Annotated in this window: 15 protein-coding genes; 7 read left to right on the top strand and 8 right to left on the bottom strand. The window is 64.8% G+C overall.

Annotated features, from left to right (window positions below; all coding sequences use genetic code 11):
- Nucleotides 1-4: 4 nt before the first annotated feature.
- The gene (locus ACRECS_RS21675) at nucleotides 5-1,495 is read right to left on the bottom strand and encodes an ArnT family glycosyltransferase (protein WP_431585050.1); all 1,491 of its coding nucleotides are present in this window, start codon (nucleotides 1,493-1,495) and stop codon (nucleotides 5-7) included.
- Nucleotides 1,496-1,785: 290 nt separating this feature from the next.
- Here ACRECS_RS21675 and infC point away from each other — a divergent pair, with 290 nt between their 5' ends.
- On the top strand, nucleotides 1,786-2,289 hold the full coding sequence (gene infC / locus ACRECS_RS21670; RefSeq protein ID WP_431585039.1) for a translation initiation factor IF-3: 504 nt from the start codon (nucleotides 1,786-1,788) through the stop codon (nucleotides 2,287-2,289).
- A gap of 189 nt (nucleotides 2,290-2,478) precedes the next feature.
- Nucleotides 2,479-2,655: a hypothetical protein gene (locus ACRECS_RS21665; RefSeq protein ID WP_431585038.1), complete on the top strand. Its 177-nt coding sequence runs from the start codon at nucleotides 2,479-2,481 to the stop codon at nucleotides 2,653-2,655.
- Between the two features lie 310 nt (nucleotides 2,656-2,965).
- Here ACRECS_RS21665 and ACRECS_RS21660 read toward each other — a convergent pair whose 3' ends face one another.
- The gene (locus ACRECS_RS21660) at nucleotides 2,966-3,943 is read right to left on the bottom strand and encodes a phosphoribosylaminoimidazolesuccinocarboxamide synthase (protein ID WP_431585037.1); all 978 of its coding nucleotides are present in this window, start codon (nucleotides 3,941-3,943) and stop codon (nucleotides 2,966-2,968) included.
- Nucleotides 3,944-4,369: 426 nt separating this feature from the next.
- Between ACRECS_RS21660 and ACRECS_RS21655 the strand changes: the two genes are divergently transcribed.
- Together ACRECS_RS21655 and ACRECS_RS21650 are read left to right on the top strand one after the other, a co-directional pair.
- Nucleotides 4,370-7,117 (top strand): TonB-dependent receptor, encoded by a 2,748-nt coding sequence (locus ACRECS_RS21655; RefSeq protein WP_431585036.1) that lies wholly within the window; start codon nucleotides 4,370-4,372, stop codon nucleotides 7,115-7,117.
- 181 nt (nucleotides 7,118-7,298) lie between these two features.
- Nucleotides 7,299-8,954, top strand: coding sequence for a S10 family peptidase (locus ACRECS_RS21650; protein ID WP_431585035.1), 1,656 nt, complete (start codon nucleotides 7,299-7,301; stop codon nucleotides 8,952-8,954).
- A 6-nt stretch (nucleotides 8,955-8,960) separates the two neighbouring features.
- Here ACRECS_RS21650 and ACRECS_RS21645 read toward each other — a convergent pair whose 3' ends face one another.
- The 6 genes from ACRECS_RS21645 to ACRECS_RS21620 all read right to left on the bottom strand — a co-directional run bounded on the left by ACRECS_RS21645 (nucleotide 8,961) and on the right by ACRECS_RS21620 (nucleotide 15,524).
- Nucleotides 8,961-10,496 carry a DHA2 family efflux MFS transporter permease subunit gene (locus ACRECS_RS21645; RefSeq protein ID WP_431585034.1) on the bottom strand — a complete coding sequence of 512 codons (1,536 nt, stop codon included), beginning with the start codon at nucleotides 10,494-10,496 and terminating at the stop codon, nucleotides 8,961-8,963.
- Nucleotides 10,496-11,680 carry an efflux RND transporter periplasmic adaptor subunit gene (locus ACRECS_RS21640; RefSeq protein ID WP_431585033.1) on the bottom strand — a complete coding sequence of 395 codons (1,185 nt, stop codon included), beginning with the start codon at nucleotides 11,678-11,680 and terminating at the stop codon, nucleotides 10,496-10,498. The genes ACRECS_RS21645 and ACRECS_RS21640 overlap by 1 nt, the downstream gene beginning before the upstream one ends.
- A complete protein-coding gene (locus tag ACRECS_RS21635; protein WP_431585032.1) occupies nucleotides 11,677-13,086 on the bottom strand; it encodes an efflux transporter outer membrane subunit in 1,410 nt (469 codons plus the stop codon). Before ACRECS_RS21635 ends, ACRECS_RS21640 begins: the two co-directional genes overlap by 4 nt.
- Nucleotides 13,077-13,547, bottom strand: a complete 471-nt coding sequence (locus tag ACRECS_RS21630) for a MarR family winged helix-turn-helix transcriptional regulator (protein WP_431585031.1) — start codon at nucleotides 13,545-13,547, stop codon at nucleotides 13,077-13,079. Before ACRECS_RS21630 ends, ACRECS_RS21635 begins: the two co-directional genes overlap by 10 nt.
- A gap of 229 nt (nucleotides 13,548-13,776) precedes the next feature.
- Nucleotides 13,777-14,355 (bottom strand): GDYXXLXY domain-containing protein, encoded by a 579-nt coding sequence (locus ACRECS_RS21625; protein WP_431585030.1) that lies wholly within the window; start codon nucleotides 14,353-14,355, stop codon nucleotides 13,777-13,779.
- Nucleotides 14,352-15,524: a DUF2157 domain-containing protein gene (locus ACRECS_RS21620; protein WP_431585029.1), complete on the bottom strand. Its 1,173-nt coding sequence runs from the start codon at nucleotides 15,522-15,524 to the stop codon at nucleotides 14,352-14,354. The genes ACRECS_RS21625 and ACRECS_RS21620 overlap by 4 nt, the downstream gene beginning before the upstream one ends.
- A gap of 265 nt (nucleotides 15,525-15,789) precedes the next feature.
- Here ACRECS_RS21620 and ACRECS_RS21615 point away from each other — a divergent pair, with 265 nt between their 5' ends.
- From ACRECS_RS21615 to ACRECS_RS21605, 3 genes are read left to right on the top strand one after another with little or no spacing between them, the layout of a single operon-like run.
- The gene (locus ACRECS_RS21615; protein ID WP_431585028.1) at nucleotides 15,790-18,996 is read left to right on the top strand and encodes an efflux RND transporter permease subunit; all 3,207 of its coding nucleotides are present in this window, start codon (nucleotides 15,790-15,792) and stop codon (nucleotides 18,994-18,996) included.
- A complete protein-coding gene (locus ACRECS_RS21610) occupies nucleotides 18,989-20,161 on the top strand; it encodes an efflux RND transporter periplasmic adaptor subunit (protein ID WP_431585027.1) in 1,173 nt (390 codons plus the stop codon). The genes ACRECS_RS21615 and ACRECS_RS21610 overlap by 8 nt, the downstream gene beginning before the upstream one ends.
- A complete protein-coding gene (locus ACRECS_RS21605; protein WP_431585026.1) occupies nucleotides 20,148-21,542 on the top strand; it encodes an efflux transporter outer membrane subunit in 1,395 nt (464 codons plus the stop codon). The genes ACRECS_RS21610 and ACRECS_RS21605 overlap by 14 nt, the downstream gene beginning before the upstream one ends.
- Nucleotides 21,543-21,545: the final 3 nt, after the last annotated feature.

Genomic DNA, 21,545 nt, shown 5'->3' with positions numbered 1-21,545 from the left:
TCTTTCAGGCACGCGCGAACAGGCACATGACCGGTGTCTTTCGCGGGGCCAGGAACAGCTGGCGCCGGCGTAGCGCGGCGATCGCCCATGGTTCGGCCCGGGGAAATGCCGCCGCGCGTTTCACCACCGGCCATCCGGTGAGCCCGGCATCGTACCGGGCGGTCGTGCAGTCGTCTTCGCCGATCAGCAACAGCCGATCGGCGATCACCGCCGGCGCATAGACCGGCAGGGCACGGATCGTCGCGTTCAGCGTCAGGAAGCGAGAGGTACGGCCCTCGACCGCGATCTTCCCCCGGTCGGCTGTCACCCAGGATTGGGCAAGCGCCGCCTCGCTGCTGAGATGCGGGCGTTCATAGGCTGCGATCATGCCCTTGGCAGCAATCAGGCTGATCGCGACGGCCACCGGCAGCCGGCTCGATGTCCAGTGCCGCGCCGCGAAAACGCCGAAACAGGTGCAGGCAACCGCGACCAGCGGCAGGAACATTCGCGGTTCCGGGTCGATCGCCAGCCCATAGGTCAGTGCGGCGAAGAACAGCGCCCCGCCGGCGATCAGGAACGGCAATGTCCTCCCGCCGCCGCGGTCGGTGCCGAGCCGCCGCCAGCCGAGCACAACGAACAGCAAGCCGCAGGCGAAGGTCAGCGCGGTCGATGGATGGAGCAGCAGGTTCAGCAGCCCATCCACGGTCCAATGCACCGAGATGCCCGCCGATCGCTCCCAGCCGGCGATATAGGCCGGATTGAACAGCGGACTCTGCGTCAGGTCGACATTCGGCGACAGCGATGAAGACGGGATCCGCGTGTGGGCAAGCGACAATTGCCACGGCCGGAGCGGGGCGCCCATGCCAATCCAGTAACCGATCGCCTCGATCGCATTGGGGATCATGAAACCGGCCATGAACGGGATCGCCCATGCCCGCACCCGGCGCAGCGCCCATAGGCCAAGTATAAAGATCGGCAGCAGCGCCAGCGATGTCGGCCGCGCCTGGACTGCCAGGCCGAGCATCACGCCGCTCGACACGATCCAGCTCCTGGCCCCGATCCCCGCTTCGCTCCCGGCGCTGCAACGCGCCGCTGACTGCAGGCAGACCAACGCCGCCAGCCCGAAGGCCAGTTCCGGAATGTCGATATTGGGGCCGAGCAAGCGGGTGCAGAAGACCGGCGTCGCGACCAGGGCGATTCCAGCGAGCACTGCCTCGCCGCGTCCGAACTGGCGCTGGACCAGAGTGACGAACAAGGTGATCGCCGCCAGCCCATAGGCCAATGGCGCGAGCATCAGTGCCGTCGGCGTCTCGCCGAACAGGCGAATGGCCGCACCCAGCGGCACAACCAGGGGGTAGCGGCGCCACCAGTGATCGACCGGCGCGCAGAACCCGTGCTCCGACGCGCACCGCGCGGCCTGCAGATAACGGAACTCGTCGCCGTCGCCGCCGAGATAGCCATGGGGGCTGATCGCGATGAGAACGCACGCGAACGACAGGATCACGGCGAGTGGCACCAAGCCGGCCAATCGTGATCGGTCGATACCGCGCCGCACGTCCTGGCCTTTGTCTGTGACTGAAATGATTGACCTCATCATGCCCGACCATTGATACCGTCAGGCCGCTAAGATTCGGTTTACCATCAGCTATTGGAGCGCATCCGCGGCGGATCTTGTGCCGCGGAATCCCGGCTGTCCGGCATGGCCATGGTGGGCCTTTCGCTGACGCGCGGAAATCTCTATATGGCCTCTCAATAACCACAGGAGCTATACCTATCCGACCTCCAATGACCCGGCAGGCGCCACCGATGAACGGCCCTCGCTTCAACGAATTCATCCAGTCGCCCAAAGTCCGCGTGATCGATCAGGACGGCGAGAATCTCGGCGTGATGTACACCCGGGAAGCGATGGAGCAGGCGCAGAGCGTCGGGCTCGACCTTGTCGAAGTGTCGCCCAACGCCGACCCGCCCGTCGCGAAATTCCTCGATGTCGGCAAGTTCAAGTACGAGGCGCAGAAAAAGGCCAACCTCGCACGCAAGTCGCAGAAGACGCAGGAGATCAAGGAGATCAAGATGCGTCCGAACATCGACGACCATGATTACGACACCAAGATGAAGAAGGTCGCCGAATTCATCAACGAGGGCGACAAGGTGAAAATCACCCTGCGCTTCCGCGGCCGCGAGCTGAGCCATGGCCAGCTCGGCATGGCGCTGCTCCAGCGCGTCCAGGCCGATGTGGTCGAGACCGCCAAGGTCGAGGCCTATCCGCGCATGGAAGGCCGGCAGATGCTGATGGTGCTCGCGCCCAAATAATCTGATGCCGCAGCGCCGGCCAGTGTCGAGACATTGGCCGGCGCTGCTTTTCGAACAGGTGCGAATGATCTGTCAGGCGCGGGATAGCCTTGCGCCGATGAATTCTGCTGTGTTGACAGGCGGAAGTCTTTGCAACGGTCGGCAGAGCGGGCATGAAGCGGAAGATTTCAATCTTCAGGAAGACCTTTGATGACCAGAGATCTGATCTGGAAGGGCGGGCTCGCCGTGCTTGGCTGCCTCGCGGCGGCGTATGTGGGGGACGAAGTCCTTCATGGAGGCGTGCTTGCCTGGGTGTTGGGCGGCCTTATTCTGGGGGCAACCTGTGGCCCTCTTTTCAAGACCTTGATCGACCGGCGGAAAATCTAGGGCATTATCGGAGGCCTGCCTGACGGTTCAAGTCATGCGTGCGAGCTTTTGCGATGGTAGTGCAGCTGCAATGCTGGTTTCGACACTGAGAAAGAGCGTGCCGGTATTAAATCCGGCAAGCGATGACATGCCCGATCCGATGTGATGGTTGAATCGCCGCTGGCGACAAGCCTGGGGCCGGGCGGTGGGAGATATGGGACACCGGTATGTGTCATACTTTCCGCTACCGCCTCTGTGAGAGGGTTGTATATAATTCGTTATATATCAGATACTTAATTCGAAATTCCTGACTTCGGCGCCGCGCTCGACGTCAGGCGGCAAACAAGGGGCGCAGCCGATCGCGAATACGATCGAGCACCGTTGCCCCGTCGAGATCGGGTTCGAACGGCAAGCCGGTGATGGTCTCGAACGCTTCGGCATAGACGGCGGAGGTGCCCAGCACGAGGTCCTGGGGAATCTCGGGAATGGCATCCCGATACGGATCGCAGCGTTCGGCCACCCAGGCGCGGACGAAATCCTTGTCGAAGCTCTCGGGCCGCTCGCCGCTTGCGAAACGCCGCTCATAGCTCGCCTGCTTCCAGTAACGGCTGCTATCCGGGGTATGGATCTCGTCGGCGAGGACGATCCTGCCGTCCGGATCGAGGCCGAATTCATATTTGGTGTCCGCCAGGATCAGGCCGCGATCCTGCGCCAGTTTCTGACCGTGCGCGAACAGCGCGAGCGCGATGGCACTGAGTTCTTCCCACTGCGCCGCGGTGAGCAGCTTGCGCTCGAAAATCTCCGCCGGGCTCAGCGGCTCGTCATGGCCGCCATCGAATTCCTTGCTGGTCGGGGTGATGATCGGACGCGGCAGCCGTTCATTGTCGCGCAATCCATCCGGCAGCGACATGCCGTACATGGCGCGCTGGCCAGTCTTGTAGAGCGTCAGGATCGAGGTGCCCGTCGTCCCCGCCAGATAGCCGCGCACGACGATCTCGACGGGCAGGATGTCGAGCCGGCGGCACAGCAGGACGTTGGGATCCGGATACTCCAGCACATGGTTACGGCAGATATGCGCCGTCTCTTCGAACCAGAAGCGCGCCGTCTGGGTCAGCAGCTGGCCCTTGAAGGGGACAGTGCACAGAATCCGATCGAAGGCGCTGAGACGATCGCTGGCGATGATCACGCGGCGGCCATCGGCAAGGTCGTAATTGTCGCGCACCTTGCCACGATAATGCCGCGGCAGCTCCGCGATCGGGGCGTCGTCCAGCGTCCGGGTCGCATAGGCGGCGAAATCGTGAAATGGCATGCAGGCAAGCTCCGACCGGATCGATCAGTGGTCCCTAGCCCGACTTTGCCGCCCTGTCAGAGCCGAATTTGCGAAACTCATCATGCTGCGGCGAAGCGTGGCGGGCAATCGGCGCCGGGCCGGCGATCTCCCCGGCAATCTCCCCAGAAATCTCCCCAGAAATCTCCCCAGAAATCTCCATCGCTGCGCAACATGAACCATTCGCGCCTGCAAAGATTGCAGGCGTAAATCCGAGACTTGCAAAACCATTCTACCATTGCCGTAGCGTCAAACACCAATCGCGCCTGCATAAACTGCATGTGCGGCCGATGATTGTTCCCGATGCGGCCATAAATGGCGGAAATCCGCCCGTTTCGGACTGGACGCGGGCCGGATAGCGCTTAAGAGCGCCCGTCCAACTAGAAAAAATTTCAGGAGAGTTTCCCGATGCGCAAATCCGCGTTGCTGTTGTCCGTTGCTGCCATCGCCTTTGCCGCCCCTGCCATTGCACAGGAAGCCGCGGCCACCCCGCAGGAAGCGCCCAGCGCAGCGCAGGAAGCGGCACCGGTCGACGACACAGCCGCCGCGGACAATAGCGAGCAGGGCGATATTCTGATCACCGCGACGCGCCGCAGCGAGCGCTTGTCCGACGTGCCGATCGCGGTCTCGGCGGTCAGCCAGGAAGCGCTGCAGAATTCCGGCGCCACCGACATCCGCCAGCTCAGCCAGCTTGCCCCCTCACTGCTCGTCTCCTCAACCGGCAGCGAAGCCAATGCCTCGGCGCGGATCCGCGGCATCGGCACGGTCGGCGACAATCCCGGTCTGGAAAGCTCGGTCGCGGTGTTCATCGACGGCGTCTATCGCAGCCGTACCGGTTCCGGCCTCAACGATCTCGGTGAAGTCGACCGGATCGAAATCCTGCGCGGACCGCAGGGCACGCTGTCGGGCCGCAACGCATCGGCCGGTACGATCAACATCATCACCAAGTCGCCCGACATGAACAAGCTCGGTGGTTATGCCGAGGCGACCTATGGCAATTACAACAATGTCCGCGTCGCCGGCGCCATCACCGGCCCGATCAGCGAGACGCTCGGCTTCCGCATCGACGGCGTCTACAACCGCCGCGACGGCTATTATTACGACGTCACCAACAACACCGATTACAACGACCGCAACCGCTATTTCGTGCGCGGCCAGCTCCTGTTCGAGCCGAGCTCGGACCTGACCGTCCGGCTGCTCGCCGATTACACTCGTCGTAACGAGAAGTGCTGCGGCGCGGTCTATGTCGACCTGCGCCAGAAGACCGATCCGACGCCGGGCGTTCCGGGCGATTATGCGGTTTCGCCGAACAACCCGATCGTCGATATCATGAAGAGCATGGGCGCGGTCTTCCCGAGCGCAGGCGATCCCTATAACCGCCGCATCGCCAATACGCCGGGCCGCGCCTACAGCAACGTGACCAAGGATTATGGCGGCTCGGCGCAGATCGACTATAATCTCGGCGGCGCCTCGCTGACCTCGATCACCGCATACCGGGAATATAAATCGGGCGGTGCATCGGACATCGATTACAGCAATCTCGACATCGGTTATCGCGCCGATGACGGCAATAATTACCGCCAGTTCCACACCTTCACGCAGGAAGTGCGGCTGAACGGCGAAGCACTGGGCGGCAAGCTCAACTGGCTGGTCGGCGGTTATTATTCGCGCGAAGATCTGCAGGTGGTCGACAATTTGCAGTTCGGTTCGCAGTACGGCGCCTTCGCCGCCTGCCGCGCCGTGGCAAGCATCAATCCGTCGGCCGCGCTGCGCAACCCGACCGCTCCAGGTTGCCTCAGCCCGATCGGCATCGGCGCCGTCAACGCGACTCTCGGTGCCGCCGCGCCGGTCGTGATCGGTGCCCTCAACCGCCTGAGCACGCTCAACAATCTGGGCAGCACGCGCGATGTGTATAATCAGAACAGCGAGAATTACGCCTTCTTCACGCACAACATCTTCAAGATAACCGACCGGCTGAGCTTCACCGCCGGCTTGCGTTACACGCATGAGCGGAAGAATTTCGACGCGACCTTCAACAACAACAACACGGTCTGCGCCGCACAGCAGGCTGCGCTGGCGCCGTATCTGACCAATGTACAGCTCGCCAGCACCGCTGCAGCGCTGCTGACGCTGACTTGCACCGGCAATTCCAGCTCGACGCTCAACGGCAAGACGATCAAGGACCGGCTGAGCGAAGGTGAATTCACCGGCACCGCCGTCATCTCGTACAAGCCGATCGACGACCTGCTGCTCTATGGGTCCTATTCGCGCGGCTACAAGGCGGGCGGCTACAACCTCGATCGCTCGGATCTGGGCCTTGCCTATCTGCCGAGCACCACGGCGTCGCCGAATGCCGCGCAGCTGCGCTTCGATCCGGAAACGGTCAATGCGTTCGAAATCGGCTTCAAGTACAAGTCGCGCCAGTTCACCCTGAACGTCGCCGGGTTCCGTCAGGAATTCAGCAACTTCCAGCTCAACACCTTCAATGGCACCAACTATGTCGTGCAGAATATCGGCTCGTGCAGCAAGACTCTGAACGGCGCCGATCGTGACGCCAGCGCCACCACCGGCGCGTGCACCGGCAAGGTGAAGCACGGCGTCGTGTCGCAGGGTGTCGAAGTCGAGGCGGGCCTCTATCCGGCGCGCAACTTCGCGGTGAATTTGGGCTATACCTTCACCGACACCAAATATCAGAAGAAACTGGTCGGCAGCGAGGCGGGCGAGGCACTCGACCCCGCCCTGTTCCTGCTGTCGGGCCAGCAGCTGTCGAACGCACCACGCCATGTCGTGACCGCGTCGGCGAGCTGGACCCCGGATATCGGCGACACCGGCCTGAGCGCGCTCTTCTATGTCGATGGCCGCATGACCAGCGACTATAACACCGGGTCGGACCTGTTCGTCGAAAAGGAGCAGGATGGCTTCTTCCTGCTCAACGCCCGGATCGGCCTGCGCGGCGACAACAAGAGCTGGAGCATCGAGGCCTGGGCGCAGAACCTGCTTGATACCCAGTACACCCAGGTCGCGTTCAACGCGCCGTTCCAGGGCGCCGGTTCGATCGGCCAGGTGCAGGCCTTTGGCGGTGTCGGCAATCAGGTCTTCTCGGCCTTCCTCGCCGAGCCGCGCACCTATGGCCTGACGCTGCGCACGCGCTTCTGATCGCCTGATCCCGTTACGCTGCGGCCCGTTCCCCTGCTGGGGAGCGGGCCGTTGTCGTTTTCGGAGCCGGCACAGTCCGGCGGGGGTGATCAGAGGCCGATTTTATCAATCCCCGGGATTGCGTTGCCGGACTTAAACAGCAAGAAATGCGGCGTTTTTCGAGAATCAAAGGGAATTCTTCGTGATCGTCAGGTTCCTTGCGCTTGCCCTTGCCGCCGGCGTCGTTCCCGCTTCTGCCGCACTGGCCGCACAGGAAACTCCCGGTCGCGACAAGGCGCCGGCCGGCTCCCCGACCGCCTCCAACGCAGACAAGATGAAGAGTGAAGCAGAGGCGGCCTGGGCCAATGCGCCGATCGCCGAAACCGAGACAACTCACCGCGACGCGGTGACCATCGATGGCCGCCGTTATGGCTATACCGCTTCGGCCGGCACGCTGACGATCCGCGATATAGAGGGCAAGCCGACCGCGTCGATGTTCTACACCGCCTATACGCTTGACGGCGTGAAGCCGGGGACGAAACGGCCGATCACCTTCCTCTATAATGGTGGACCGGGCAGCCCGTCCTTCTGGCTGCGGATGGGATCGTTTGCGCCGATCCGGCTGCGCACCACCAATCCCGAATTCATCCGGCCCGCACCCTATGACGTCGGGCCGAATCCGGATTCGCTGCTCGATAAGACCGACCTCGTTTTTCTCGATGCGATCGGCACCGGCTATTCGCGCCCGCTCGGCGATATGAAGCCCGCGCAGTTTTACGGCGTCGATGAGGATGTCGATGCCTTTGCCAAGGGCATCCTGCGCTATGTCACCAAATATGGCCGCTGGATGAGCCCGAAATTCCTGCTCGGCGAAAGCTATGGGACGCTGCGGTCCGGCGCGCTGGCCTATCAGCTGCAGGATCGCGGCATGGCGCTCAACGGTGTGGTGCTGCTCTCATCGATCATGAATTACGGCTATCGCCAGCCCGGGCTCGATCAGGTCTATCTGAATTATTTGCCCAGCTATGCGGCGACGGCCTGGTACCATAACCGGCTGCAGAACCGGCCGGCCGATGTCGCCACGATCGTCGCCGAGGCGCGGGAGTTCGCCAACGGGCCCTATATGTCCGCCCTCGCCAAGGGACAGTCGATTTCGGACGCGGAGCGCGACCAGGTGGCCAACCGGATGAGCCAGCTGATCGGCCTGTCGCCCGAATTCATCAAACGCGCCAATTTGCGCATCGATCTGCCGCGGTTCCAGAAGGAATTGCTGCGCAGCGACGCGCGCACCGTCGGCCGGTTCGATTCACGCTATACCGGCATCGACACCGATGCGGCGGGCGAGCGGCCGGAAACGGACGCCTCATCCGATGCGATCTCGGGCGCGTATATCGCCTCGTTCAATGATTATCTGTCGACCATACTCGGCTACAAGACCGATCTGCCGTACCGGCTGTCCGCGCGCGACGCGGCGGGTTTCACCTGGAACTGGAAGCACGAAGCGCCCGGGCGCGGTCAGGGGCAGAGCCAGAATAATCCCAACACCGCGATCGATCTGGCGGCGGCGATGCGCGCCAACCCCTATCTGAAAGTGCTTTCGATGAACGGCTATTACGACATGGCGACGCCGTTCTTCGGGACCGAGAATGATCTGGGCCACATGATGCTGGAACGGGCGCAGCAGTCAAACCTGCAATTCACCTATTATCCGGCGGGCCATATGACCTATCTCAATCCGGAGGCACTGCGCCGGATGAAGGCCGATCTGGCGCACTGGTATGACGACGCGCTCAGCGATGCGCGTTCGGCGACCCCACCCGTTCCGCCATCGGGAGGTGCGCCGGCGCCGGCCAACTAAACGATCTCAGTCCGCGGCGATCGGACCCTTTGGCGCGGACGGCCGGCGGGTCAGCCATACGGTGCCGATCAGCGCCACGCACAGCCAGGCGGAGACCCGGAACAGGTCGGTCGAGGCAAGCAGATAGGCCTGACCGATCATCTGGCGAGTGATCGCCGCCGTCGCCTGCAGATCGGTCAGGCCAAGCCGTTCCAGTGTAGCGTGCGCCATCTGAAAGGGTGATGCGCTGCCCACGGCATCGGACAAATGGCTCTGATGCATCGCTTCGCGCCGGTCCCACATGGTGGTGGTGATCGAGGCGGCGAAGCTGCCCGCGGTGATGCGCGCGAAATTGACGATGCCGGTGGCCGACGGCATCCGCTCCGGCGGGATACCATCGAGCGAGATGGTCACCATCGACAGGAAGAAGGTGCTCATCGCCACGCCCTGGACCAGCATCGGCAGCACCAGATCCCAGGTGCTCGCGCTCGTGTTCAGATTGGAGCGCATGAAATAGGACAGGGCAAAGGCAATGAAGGAAATCGTCGCCAGAATCCGCGCATCGACCTTGCCCGATGCCCGCGCGACAAAGGGTGTCAGGATCACCGCGACCACGCCGCTGGGCGCCGCGACCAGGCCGGCCCAGGTCGCCGTGTAGCTGAGTTGAGTCTGCAGCCATAGCGGCAGGATCAGCGTGTTGGCGAAGAACACCGCATAGCCAAGGCAGAACGCGACCGAGCCGAACGCGAAGTTGCGATATTTGAACAGCGACAGATCGACGGTCGGGTTGGCGTCGGTCATTTCCCAGATCACCCAGGCGATGAAGCCGATCACCGCCACCACGGTCATCACGATGATCCGGGTCGAATTGAACCAGTCGTCATTCTTGCCCAGGTCGAGCATCATCTGCAGCGCGCCGACCCACAGCACGAGCAGGACCAGGCCGACCTGGTCGATCGGAAGCTTGCGCGTCGCCGTCTCGCGCGAGCGCAGGCCGCGCCAGCAGATCAGCGCGCAGAAAATACCCACCGGCACATTGATCAGGAAGATCCAGCTCCAGTGATAATTGTCGGAGATATAGCCGCCGAGGATCGGCCCCATGATCGGCCCGACCAATGTGGTGATCGACCAGACGCCAAGCGCGGTGGAGCGTTTGTCCGACGGGAAGATCGAGATCAGCAGCGCCTGGCTGCCCGGGATCATCGGTCCCGAGACCGCGCCCTGCAGAATGCGGAAACCGATCAGCGAGGGCAGGTCCCAGGCGATGCCGCACAGCAGCGACGCGATGGTGAACAGCACGACCGAGGTACAGAATGTCTTCACCACCCCAAACCGGCCCATCAGCCAGCCGGTCAGCGGTACCGCCACGCCATTGGCGACGGCGAAGGCCGTGACCACCCAGGTCGAATTGTCACTGCTGACGCCGAGATTGCCGGCGATGGTCGGCAGGGAGACATTGGCGATGGTCGAATCCAGCACCTGCATGAAGGTGCCGAGCGCCAGCGCGAATGCGGTGAGGGCCAGCGCGCCGCCCCTGAGCGGCGCCGGGGCGGCGGCGGACATCAGCGATTGGCCGCGATGATCTGCGCGATCCGCGCTTCCACCTTGGGGTCGGCCGCATCGGTTTCGATGCCCTGATAGGCCTGGCGTGCCGGCGCACCGATGCGCGTGCCCGATGTGTCGCTCGTGTCGATCGTCGCGTTGACCGACAGGCCGACACGCAGCGGGTTGGCGCGCAACTCCGCGCTGTTGAGTGCGATGCGCACCGGCAGGCGCTGAACGATCTTGATCCAGTTGCCACTGGCGTTCTGCGGTGGCAGCAGCGCAAAGGCATTGCCGCTACCGGCGGCCAGGCCGATGACATGACCGTGATAGACGGTGTTGCCGCCATACATGTCGGCGGTCACCGTCACCTTCTGGCCCAGACGGATATCCTGCAGCTGGGTTTCGCGGAAATTGGCGTCGACCCAGACCCGGTCGAGCGGCACCACCGCCATCAACGGCGTACCCGCCGCGACCTGCTGGCCAAGCTGGACGGTGCGCTGTGCGATCACGCCGTCGATCGGTGCCACGATATGCATATGGCCGCGCGTGATCGCGGCACGGCGATAGGCGGCAATGGCGGCGAGCACCGCCGGGTTGTTCGAGACGGTCGTGCCCTGCACCCCGGTGCGCGACTGCGCCTCCTGGCTGCGCGCCAGCGCGAGCGTGGCGGTCGCGACCTTTACCGCGTCGGCGGCGTGGCTCAATTCCTCGCCCGACACGGCGCCTTCGGCCGCCGCACCGCGGCGGCGGGCGAGGTCGTTGCGCGCGCGTGCCAGTTCGGCCTCGGCCTGGACGACGGCGGCGCCAGTCTCGTTGAGTTTCGAAAAGTCCGACCGGGTCGAGCGCACGGCGCGCGCCAGATCGGCCGCGGCGGAGGCCAGCCCGACATCGGCGGTGGCCGGGTCGAGGTCGAGCAACGGCTCACCGGCGCGCACTGTTTGCGTATTGTCGGCGCGGATCGCCAGAATCATGCCCGGATCGCGCGCGGTGATCGAGACCACGTCGCCCGCGACATAGGCGTCGTCGGTTTCCTCCGACGGCTTGGCGAGCAGGAAATGGAACACGCCCCACACGATCGCGGCAATGGCGATCAGCGCGCCCAGGGCGGTCAGCGCGCGGCGCCGCAGCCTGGGGTTACCGCGCACAGGAACAGCGGGCGTCTCTGCAGCCTCGGGTGCTTCGACCTTTTCGATAAAGCTCATTTCATGTCCTTCGGATCGAAGCCGCCGCCCAGCGCCAGGACCAGCGCGACGCGCTGGCTGGCGGCGTCGGCCACGAGATTGGCATCGGCTTGCTGCGCGTCGAGCAGCCGCACATCATTGTCGACCAGGCCCAGCCGGGATTCGAGTCCGCTCGACACGCGGATCGTGTTGAGGCGTCCGGTCTCGGCAAAGCCGCGCACCACCTGAGTCTGGCGCGCGCGGTCGGCGGCGAGGCTCTGCACCCGTGTCAGCGCATCGGCAGTCTCGCGCACCGCACCGACCACTTTCTCATTGTAATCGGCAATGGCGAGATCGACCCCGGCGGTTGCGCCGGCAAGGCCCGCCTTCAGCCGGCCATTGTCGAAGATCGGCAAATGGATCGCAGCGCCGGCGCCCGCCGTGCCGGCATCGGAGGTAAAGAAATTGCCGATGCCGATCGCTTGCAGCCCGACCAGCGCGGACAAGTTGATGTCGGGATAAAAGGCGCGCCGTGCGGCGAGCCTTCCCTGTCCCGCTGCGTCAATCCGCGCCAGTGCCGCAGCGACATCCGCCCGGCGCGCGAGCAGATCGGCCGGGATGGTCGCAGGCAAGGGCAGGGCGGTGTCGAGGTTCAGCGCGGTTGGGGCGATCGTCGCGGGATAATCCGCGCCGCGCCCGGCCAGTGCGGACAGCGCATTGGCGGCCAGCGCCCGCTGTGCGGTCGCCCGCACCAGTGCTTGCTGCGCCTGGGCCAGCAATGTTTCCGCCGCCTGGGAATCGAGGTCGCTCGCCAGCTTGTTGCGGATACGAACCTGGACCAGGCGCAGCGATCCCTGGCGCGTGACGATCGTGCGCTGTGCAATCGCCGCCAGCTGCTCGGCACGGGCCAGTTCGATATAGGTCTGCACCACTGATCCGGCGAGCGCGAGCCGCGCCGCGGTCGCGTCCAGCAATGCGGCACGGGTCGAGGCGCGCGCACCGGCGATCACCGCCTTTTGCCGGCCGAACAGATCGAGGTTCCAGTTCAGCCCGGCCTGTGCCTGGCCGAGAAAGCGCGTGGTGCCGGCAAAGGGCGGCGGGATTTCATACTGGCCACTGAGCCGCGAATATTGCGCCGAGGCGTCAAAGGCAGCGTTGGGGCCATTGTCCGCGCGGCTGCTCGCCAGGATCGCGCTTGCTTGGCGGACGCGAGCCAGCGCGGCTTCGAGCGAGGGATTGCCGGCCTGCGCGTCCGTGACGAGACGGTCGAGCTGCGGATCGCCGAAGGAGCGCCACCAGTCATCCGCGATCACCGGAGCCTGGGCAGCGCCGGGGGCGGAAAGCCCAAGCGATGCATCGGTGATCGGTGACAGTTCGGGCCGGGACGCGGGGATCGCACATCCGGCGAGCAATGCGGCGCTTGCCAGAGCGAAGCCGGTCAGGCGCATGATTCGTCTCCCACCGCGGTTTCGAGCGACATGCGCAGCCGCTGCAGATAACCGATCAGCCGGGTCGCATCTTCCGGCGACCAGTCCGAGAGCCAGCCATTCCACAGCGTCAGCACGCGCATCATGCAGCGGTGCGCAATCTCTTCGGCCTGATCCGTCACGCGCAGATTGATGACGCGGCGATCCTCGGCATCACGGTCACGAACGACAAGGCCGCGCTCTTCCAGCGTGTCGATCAGGCGTGTCGTGGCGCCCTTGTCATATCCCAGGTCATGCGCCAGCGCGCGGCAAGTGGAGCCCCGGCCATACAGGATGGAAACCAGCGCACTCCATTGGAGATAGGAAACATCTTCCCCGACAAAGGCCGGCTCAAGTCCCTTCAGCGTGAGCTGGTAAACCTGCTTCGCCAGATAGCCGACCGAGATGTCCGGAGAGTAGTTTTCAGCGGTGTAAAAGGACACGTTGTTGCCTCAGCAATGGTTGCCGGGGCAATCAATATGAACGGCAACAGCCTTGTTCAAGGGCAGCGGTCGTAAAAAAGCTGGTCCGGATGCAACGCGGACTCATGCCCTCCGCTCGAGACGAACGGAGAGGGTAGATTAACTCAGCTCGAAAACGCCTCGAGCGTTTGAAGAAGTCCCGCCCTGGTTGCCGAGCATCAGCGAGGCGTCGAGCACGCCCTGTTTTCCCCTATCGTCCGGGAAGTGCCTCCGGCTTCGCGACAGGTCCCGGCCTGAATGCCAGATCGATCGGGCGCATGACGCCGTCCGGCCTGATCCTGACCCGCAACAGCCCTTGCTGTGCCGGGTCGGCCAATTGCCGGGACAGGGCGATCGCGCGGGCTTGCGACGTGTATAATATGCCGCTGTCCAGGCCGCGGACTTCGCGCCGTGTGCCAAGTGCTGCGCGGACAATGATGGCGCACCTCTGATCCGATGGCTGGCCGGACCGGCGCGCAGCATGGTCGACGGCGCGCACGCCGGTGATGTTCGGTGCGACACCTTCGATGCACAGCTCGCTCGGAGTATAGTCCTCGAATAATGTCGCGTCTCCCGACTGGTTCGTGGGCGCGGCCACTGGCCAGGCATATTGGTAGCGGATGAAATGCCCGCGCAGCAGGTCGCGTGGATCATAGCCCCGGATCGGGATGAGCCATTCCTGCCCCTGTTGCGCCAGCCGATAGGTGCTGGCCCAGCTATAGGCCAGCACGGCCAACGGCAGCAGCAGCGCGACCGCCAGGCAAAAGCGGTATGACATCGGCTTGATCATGCCTCGGCCTCCCGCGATGGGGCGTAACGCCGGGAAATCCTGACGCTTACCCATGCGACGAATATCGCGAAGAGGCCCGAAGCGATGAGGCTTGCGCCGCTGCCCAGCAAATCGTCGCTGAGTTCGAACGAGAGAATGATAACTCGCACGGCAATCAGCCCGATGGCGCACTGAAACACCCAGCGCCAGCCGGCATAGAGCGCGCCGCCGGCCACGGCACCCCAGAGCGCCATGAACAAGAATGCCGGAATCCATGGGCCATGCGTCGCGCCGCCGAGATCCCGCACCATCGCCAGAGCGAAATGAACGGCTGCCGCGACCCCCAGAATGGCAGCGGTGGCCTCTCCCGATCGGGTGCGTCGGGCAAGATAGATCACACCCGCTGCGCCGGCCAGGAACAGACTTTGAATGACGCTGCTGCCTGTCACATGATCCGATTGGCTGCTCCATCCCCGTGTGATGATGACGATGCTCAGTGCGATCAGAATGGTGACGATGGCCAGTTGCTCGAGCAGACGCCAGAATATCGGCCGCGCGCTGCGACTGCGTGCTGCCGCCGCCAGCGCCGCGATAATCATCGGCGGGCTGGCGATCAGCCCCCAGTACAGAATTGGATAGGATGGTTGTACGCCGCCGAGACGATCGAGGAACCAGCCGCCGCCATATTCATTGGCATGCGCCCATGCGGTGCCCAGCACGCCCGCCATCCACAGCGCGGCCACCGGCCAGCCCCGCCCGAACAGCAATAATAATGGCGAGAAGATCACGATCCACACGAGCAAGGGCTGCCACAGGGGAGAACTGGTCTGATAGACTTGGCCGACATGCGCGAAGAATGTCAGTCCCAGTACGGCGGCGACGAACAACATGGCGTCGCCAAAATAGTCGCTTTCTCCTGCCGTCGTCTTGGGCAAGCGCCACCACAGCAGCACGCCCATCGCGATCAGCAGCGCGAGGTGAATCCCCAGCCGAATTTCCCCGGGAATCGCATCCCAGTTGGACGCCACGACAGAGACGATCCCTAGGCCGATCGCCAGCGCACCGAGCCCGACCATCGCCCATATCCCGAGCGGGCGCGTATGTTCGCTCTCCCAGGCCTGGATCCGCGCGACGGTATCGGCGTCGATCAGGCCCGCCTGCTGCCACGCCTTGAGTTTCCGCTCCGACATAGCCCCCCTGGAAAAATATCCCGGGTGCAGACTAACGCAGGCGGGATGTATGACAATGCAATTGTTTCCTCCGCGAGAATTGCTGCTCCAGGCCCAAAATTGGGGCCGTTTGGGACCTTTCTAGACCGATCGGTATCTTTTTCTGATAGGGAAGCCTTGTTGACCCTTGCAATTCGCTGCTGCGCTGCGACATGGGGGCCCGAGCAGGTCTGACGGCTCCGGGAGTCGCCGCCATTCGTGCCCGTGTCAGGTTCGAGGTATTCCCGTGATCGGTATCGTCAGAGTTGCGCTGTCGCGCCCACTCACCTTCATCGTCATGGCGATCCTGATCGCCATTGTCGGCGTGCTTTCGGCGATCCGCACGCCAGTCGACATCTTTCCCAATATCCGTGTGCCGGTGATCGCCATCGCCTGGAATTATAGCGGCCTGTCGCCCAATGACATGAGCGGGCGGATCATCACGCCGTTCGAACGCGTGCTCACCACCACGGTCAACGATATCGATCATATCGAAAGCCAGTCGATGCCCGGCATCGGCGTGGTGAAGGTCTATTTTCAGCCCGGCGCCGATATCCGCACCGCCACCGCGCAGGTGACCAGCATTTCGCAATCGGTGCTGCGCCAGCTGCCGCCGGGAATCACCCCGCCGCTGATCCTCAATTACAACGCCTCGACCGTGCCGATCCTGCAGCTCGCTTTGTCGGGCAAGGGCCTGTCGGAAGGCAAGATGTTCGATATCGCGCAAAATCAGGTTCGCCCCGGCCTGGTCACGGTGCCGGGCGCGGCGATCCCCTATCCGTCGGGCGGGCGGCAGCGCCAGGTGCAGATCGACCTCGATCCTCAGGCGCTGCAGTCCAAGGGACTGTCGGCGCAGGATGTCGGCAATGCGATTGCCGCGCAGAACCAGATCAATCCGGCCGGTTTCGCCAAGATCGGTAATTTCCAGTATAATATCCGCCTCAACAACGCGCCGGGCTCGATCGACGAGCTCAATGCGCTGCCGGTCAAGGTCGTGAACGGCGCGACCATCTATATGCGCGACGTGGCGCATGTCCGCGACGGCAGCGCGCCGCAGACCAATGTCGTCCATGTCGACGGCTCGCGCTCGGTGCTGATGACCATTCTGAAAAATGGTGCGACCTCGACACTGGCGATCGTGCAGGGGATCAAGGACGCTCTGCCGGCGATCCAGGCGACCTTGCCGCCCGAACTCAAGATCGTGCCGATCGGCGACCAGTCGCTGTTCGTCGAGGCGGCCGTGTCGGGCGTGGTCAAGGAAGGCGCGATCGCCGCCGCCCTGACCAGCCTGATGATTCTGTTGTTCCTCGGGTCATGGCGTTCGACCGTGATCATCGCGATCTCGATCCCGCTCGCTATCCTTGCCGCGATCATCGCCCTGTCGGCGACCGGCCAGACACTGAACGTGATGACGCTTGGCGGGCTGAGCCTCGCGGTCGGTATTCTGGTCGACGACGCGACGGTGACGATCGAGAATATCAACTGGCACCTCGAACAGGGCAAGGGTGTGCGCCAGGCGATCCTCGACGGCGCGGCGCAGATCGTTACGCCGGCGTTCGTCTCGCTGCTGTGTATCTGTATCGTGTTCGTGCCGATGTTCTTCCTGCCGGGCGTTGCCGGGTTCCTGTTCGTGCCGCTGGCGCTGGCGGTGGTGTTCGCGATGATCGCCTCGTTCATCCTGTCGCGTACGCTGGTGCCGACCATGGCGATGTATTTGCTGCGCCCGCATGCCGGTGATGTGCATGCGGCCGGAACGCCGACCTCGCGCAACCCCCTGGTCCGCTTCCAGCGCGGGTTCGAGGCGCGCTTCGAACGCTTCCGCCAGGCCTATGGCCGGCTACTCGAACGCGCGCTGGCGACTGGGCGGCCGTTCCTGCTGGGCTTCCTTGCCGTGGTCGCGCTCTCGTTCCTGCTGGTGCCGTTCCTGGGGCAGAATTTCTTCCCCAGTGTCGACGCCGGGCAGATCACCCTGCACGTCCGCGCGCCGATCGGCAGCCGGATCGAGGACACGTCGGCCGAGTTCGACCGGATTGCCGGGCGCATCCGCCAGATCATCCCGGCTGACGAGCTTGTCTCGGTGGTCGACAATATCGGCCTGCCGGTCAGCTCGATCAACACGACCTATAACAACTCCGGTACGATCGGGCCGCAGGACGGCGACATCCTGATCCAGCTGTCGGAAGACCATAAGCCGACCGCCGATTATGTCCGCAAGTTGCGCGAGACGCTGCCGGGCGCATTCCCGGGCACGACCTTCTCGTTCTTGCCCGCCGATATCACCAGCCAGATCCTCAATTTCGGCGCGCCCGCGCCGATCGACATCCAGATCGCGGGCAAGGACCAGGCAGGGAATTACGCCTATGCACGGACCATCCTGCGCAGGATCGCGGCAATCCCCGGCGTGGCCGATGCGCGGATCCAGCAATCGGCGCGCTATCCCGAACTGAGCGTGGATATCGACCGCAGCCGGATCGGCGGGCTTGGCCTGACCGAGCGCGACGTGACCAACAGCGTTGCCTCCTCGCTCGCGGGGACATCGCAGACATCGCCGGTCTTCTACCTCAACCCGGAAAACGGCGTGTCCTATCCGGTCGTTGCGCAGACCCCGGAATATCATGTCGGATCGATCAGCGACCTGTCCAACATCCCGGTGACCGGCGCCACGGCCGGCGGCGCCGCGCAAGTGCTGGGCGGGATCGGGTCGATCAGCCGCTCGACCTCGCCGGCGGTCGTCTCGCACTATAACATCCAGGGCGCGATCGACATCTATGCGACCCCCAATGGCCGCGATCTCGGCGCGATCGCCGGCGACATCAAGCATGTCCTGGCCGAGCTGAAGGCAAGCGCGCCCAAGGGCACGATCGTCAATTTGCGCGGCCAATATGCGACGATGAACAGCGCCTTTTCCGGCCTGTTCTTCGGCCTGATCGGTGCGATCGTGCTAATCTATCTGCTGATCGTGGTGAACTTCCAGAGCTGGCTCGATCCGTTCGTGATCATCACCGCGCTGCCCGGCGCGATCGCCGGGATCATCTGGATGCTGTTCCTGACCGGCACCACTCTGTCGGTGCCGGCGCTGACCGGCGCGATCATGTGTATGGGCGTGGCGACGGCGAACTCGATCCTGGTGGTCAGTTTCGCACGCGAACGGCTCGCCGAGCTGGGTGACTCGACCAGGGCGGCGCTGGAGGCGGGCATGACTCGCTTCCGCCCGGTGCTGATGACCGCGCTGGCGATGGTCATCGGCATGCTGCCGATGGCGCTGGGCCTTGGCGAGGGCGGCGAGCAGAACGCGCCGCTCGGCCGCGCCGTGATTGGTGGGCTGATCGTCGCGACGATCGCGACGCTGATGTTCGTGCCGGTGATCTTCAGCATCGTTCACCGCAAGCATGCCGGGAAACCCGCCGCGACCGCGGGTTCGGCGCCTCAGGATTTGGAGGAAGTACATGTCTGAACCCGCTTCCGGTTCGTTGAAGAAAGTCGGGATCGCTGCGGCGGTTGTCGCGGTCGGATTGGCTGGCGCCGGCATCTTCGCCCGTAGCCATTCCGATGCGCAGCTCGCGCACTGGACCACCGCGCAGGCAACGCCGATCGTGACCGTGATCCAGGCCAAGGGCGCGGGCGCGAGCGACGCGCTGACGTTGCCGGGCAATGTCCAGGCGTTCAACAGCGCGCCGATCTATGCCCGCACCAATGGTTATGTCCGGCGCTGGTTCGTCGATATCGGCGATTCCGTCCGCGCGGGGCAGACGCTCGCCATCCTCGACGCGCCCGAGGTCGACCAGCAGGTCGAGGCGGCGCGGGCCGACCTGCAGACCGCACGCGCCAACCGTGCGCTCGCCGCATCGACCGCGACCCGCTGGCGCGACCTGCTGGGGAAGGACGCAGTGTCGAAGCAGGAAACCGATGAGAAGCTCGGCGACCTTGCCGCCAAATCGGCGATCGCCAGCGCGGCCTCGGCCAATGTCCGCCGCCTCGGTGCGCTGCAGGGTTTCAACCGGCTCACTGCGCCTTTCTCGGGCACGGTGACGAGCCGTTCGACCCAGGTCGGTGCGCTGGTCACCTCCGGCACCGCGGCGTCGACACCGCTGTTCACGGTCGCCGATGTCAGCCGGATGCGCATCTATGTTCGCGTGCCTCAGGCCTTTTCGGGCCAGATCCAGCAGGGCATGCATGCGAGCCTGACAGTGCCGGAATATCCCGGCCGCACCTTCGACGTGACCCTGACGCGCAGCGCCGGGGCGGTCGATCCGCAATCGGGCACGGTGCTGGTCGAACTGCAGACCGCCAATGCCGACCGCGCGCTGAAGCCGGGCGCCTATGCCCAGGTCAAGTTCCCGGTCGGCGGCGGCAGCAACGCCGGCCTGCGCCTGCCGTCCAGCGCGCTGGTGATCGGCGCGAAGGGTACGCAGGTCGCGGTGGTCGGCGCCGATGGCAAGGCGCAGCTCAAGACCATCACGATCGGCCGCGACGATGGCGACAGCGTCGAGATCAGCGCCGGCCTGTCCGCCACCGACCGCGTGATCGATAGCCCGCCGGACTCGCTCCAGAGCGGCGATCCGGTGCGGATCAGCACGACCGCCAGGCCTGGTGCGGGAGCGGCACGTGCTCCGCGCTAGGACTGCGCTGACGGCGGTCGTCGCGGCCGCGCTCGCCGGCTGCTCGCTGGCACCGCCCTATAGCGTGCCGGCGGCGCCGACTGCGCCCGCTTACAAGGAGCTCGGCAAGTGGCAGCCGGCCGAGGTCGGCGTTGCACCGGGTCCGTGGTGGAGCGCATTCGGCGACACCGTGCTCGACGGGCTTGAGGCGCGGATCGAAAGCGGCAGTCCCGACCTCGCGGTAGCGATCGCGCGCTATGACCAGGCGCGCGGCCAGCTGCGCGAGAGCCAGGCGGCACAGCTGCCCAGCCTCGATGCCGGCGCCGGCGCTGAGCGGGCCCGGGTCTCGGCCGGGCGTCCGCTCGGCAGCAGCGCGGCGCGCTATACCGATCTGCGGCTCGGCGGGTCGCTGGCCTATGAGATCGACCTGTTCGGTCGGGTCCGCAATTCAGTCCGCGCCAATGCCGCCGATGCGCAGGCGAGCGAGCAGGACGTCGCCGCGGTGCGGCTCGGACTGCAGGCGACGCTGGCCGACTATTACTTCCAGATGCGCGGACTCGATGCGCGCGCGGAGCTGCTGCGCCAGACGGTCGCGGCGTTCGAGCGTGCGTTCGAGCTGACCGACACGCGGCACAGCGGCGGGATCGCCTCGGGCATCGACGTCAGCCGCTCGGCCGCCCTGCTGTCGAGCGCGCGCGCCGAGCTGTCGGCAGTGGCGGGCGACCGTGCCGCGTTCGAACATGCCATCGCCGCGCTGGTCGGGGAGTCGCCGTCGAGCTTCTCGATTGCCGTCGCCGAGACGCAGCGCCAGCCGCCGGCGATCCCGGTCGGGGTGCCCTCGACCCTGTTGCAGCGCCGCCCCGACGTGGTTGCCGCGGAACGCCGCGTCGCCGCCGCCAATGCCCGGATCGGAGTCGCACGCGCCGCCCTGTTCCCCTCGCTGACGCTTGGCGCGTCCGGCGGGTTCGAGGCGGGCAATAGCGACATCCTCAGCGCCTCGAACGGCTTCTGGGCGCTTGGACCGCTGTCGGCCGCGCTGTCGATCTTCGATGGCGGCGCGCGGCGTGCGCGAGTGCGGATCAGTCGTGCACAGTATGACGAGGCCGCCGCCGGCTATCGCTCGACCGTGCTCGCTGCGTTCCGCGAGGTCGAGGACGACCTGGCCCGAGCGCATAGCCTTGCCGCGCAGGAGCAGGACCAGCAGGCCGCGACCCGCGCCGCCGAGCGTACCCGCGACCTCGCGCTGATCCGCTACCGCGACGGCGCGTCGGACTATCTCGAAGTGGTCACCGCGCAGACCGCCGCGCTCGATGCGCAGCGGTCCTTGCTTGAGATACAGAGCCGCCGGCTGCAGATCGCGGTCGACACCGTTCGCGCGATTGGCGGCACGGCGGCAGGGTAGCGT

The sequence above is a fragment of the Sphingomonas sp. genome (assembly GCF_050725575.1).
In the GTDB taxonomy this organism is placed as follows: domain Bacteria; phylum Pseudomonadota; class Alphaproteobacteria; order Sphingomonadales; family Sphingomonadaceae; genus Sphingomonas.
The sequence above is the reverse complement of the archived record's forward strand: the minus strand, read 5'-3'. Positions and strand labels throughout refer to the sequence as shown.

Coding starts and splice junctions, on each gene's coding strand:
- ACRECS_RS21665 (WP_431585038.1), top strand. CDS start 2,479: ATGACCAGAGATCTGATCTGGAAGGGCGGGCTCGCCGTGCTTGGCTGC.
- ACRECS_RS21625 (WP_431585030.1), bottom strand. CDS start 14,355: ATGATCAAGCCGATGTCATACCGCTTTTGCCTGGCGGTCGCGCTGCTG.
- ACRECS_RS21660 (WP_431585037.1), bottom strand. CDS start 3,943: ATGCCATTTCACGATTTCGCCGCCTATGCGACCCGGACGCTGGACGAC.
- ACRECS_RS21655 (WP_431585036.1), top strand. CDS start 4,370: ATGCGCAAATCCGCGTTGCTGTTGTCCGTTGCTGCCATCGCCTTTGCC.
- ACRECS_RS21620 (WP_431585029.1), bottom strand. CDS start 15,524: ATGTCGGAGCGGAAACTCAAGGCGTGGCAGCAGGCGGGCCTGATCGAC.
- ACRECS_RS21635 (WP_431585032.1), bottom strand. CDS start 13,086: ATGCGCCTGACCGGCTTCGCTCTGGCAAGCGCCGCATTGCTCGCCGGA.
- ACRECS_RS21640 (WP_431585033.1), bottom strand. CDS start 11,680: ATGAGCTTTATCGAAAAGGTCGAAGCACCCGAGGCTGCAGAGACGCCC.
- ACRECS_RS21610 (WP_431585027.1), top strand. CDS start 18,989: ATGTCTGAACCCGCTTCCGGTTCGTTGAAGAAAGTCGGGATCGCTGCG.
- infC (WP_431585039.1), top strand. CDS start 1,786: ATGAACGGCCCTCGCTTCAACGAATTCATCCAGTCGCCCAAAGTCCGC.
- ACRECS_RS21645 (WP_431585034.1), bottom strand. CDS start 10,496: ATGTCCGCCGCCGCCCCGGCGCCGCTCAGGGGCGGCGCGCTGGCCCTC.